The organism is Novosphingobium organovorum, assembly GCF_022832435.1.
Taxonomy (GTDB): Bacteria; Pseudomonadota; Alphaproteobacteria; order Sphingomonadales; family Sphingomonadaceae; genus Novosphingobium; species Novosphingobium organovorum.
The window spans coordinates 1-1070 of record NZ_JALHLF010000243.1 but is presented as its reverse complement, the minus strand read 5'-3'; the positions used below and the strand labels follow the sequence as shown (position 1 = coordinate 1070).

Below are 1070 nucleotides of genomic sequence, written 5' to 3'. Positions count from 1 at the left end.
GCCCTCCAGCCTGCGCGTCCTTAAGGGCGAAGCGGGGCCTTACGCCGAGGCGCTGGCCCGGCTCGCGGCTTACGCGCGCGCCGAGGTGGAGGGCTATGGCCTGGCGGGCATGAGCGTGGCGGTGAGCGATGAGGCCGGTTTCGCCGCGACGCTTTCGATCGGCGAGGCCGAGCGCGAGAGCGCCACCCCGGTCGGCCCCGACCACCTGTTCGAGATCGGCTCGATCAGCAAGTCGATCACCGCGTTTTGCGTTCACGTCCTGGCGCACGAGGGGCTGCTCGATCTCGACGCGCCGGTGTCGCGCTATCTCGATGCGACCTCGCTGCCCGAAGCGCCGATCACGCTTGGCCAGTTGCTCAACCACGCGGGTGGACTGGCGCACGACGCCGCGCTCTATCCGGCAAGCCCTGACGCGCGGCTGTGGTGCGGCTTCGCGCCGGGCACGCGGTTTTCCTATAGCAACACCGGCTACATGCTGCTCGGGCTGGTGATCGAGGCGGTGACCGGGCGGCCGCATCCGCAGGTCATCGCCGAGCGCGTGCTGCGCCCGCTCGGCATGGCGGGCGCCCACGCGCACCTGATGCTGGCGGATCGCGAGCGCTTTGCGGCGGGCTATGTGCCGCTGCGCGAGGACAAGGTCGCGATGACCGGCGCGCCGCTGGTGCGCGGCCCCTTCCTCGAAGACGATTTCGCCTCGGGCACGGTCGGGGCCAGCGCGCGCGACATGGCGCAGTATCTGCGTTTCGTCATCGCGCTGGGGCAGGGCAAGGGCGCGCCGCTGCTGCCCGATGCGGCGGCGCGCGCCTTTCTGGCCCGCGCCATGCCCAACACCCAGTTCGGGCCGGGTTCGCTCTACGCCAGCGGCATCGCCACGGTTCGCGAAGGCGCGCGCACACTGCTCCATCACACCGGCGGGATGCTGGCCTTCAGCTCCTCGTTCCACGCCGACCCGGCGGCGGGCGTGGGGGTCTTTGCCAGCGTGAACACGCGGCTGGGCGATTACCGCCCGCGCGTGGTCAGCGCCTATGGCACCGCGCTGCTCGCCGCCGCGCGCGCGGGCAAGCCGCTGC

General features: G+C 72.0%; 1 protein-coding gene. It reads left to right on the top strand.

Annotated features, from left to right (window positions below; all coding sequences use genetic code 11):
* The coding region (locus MTR62_RS21025) for a serine hydrolase domain-containing protein (RefSeq protein WP_244024615.1) at positions 1–1070 on the top strand (1070 nt) is incomplete at both ends.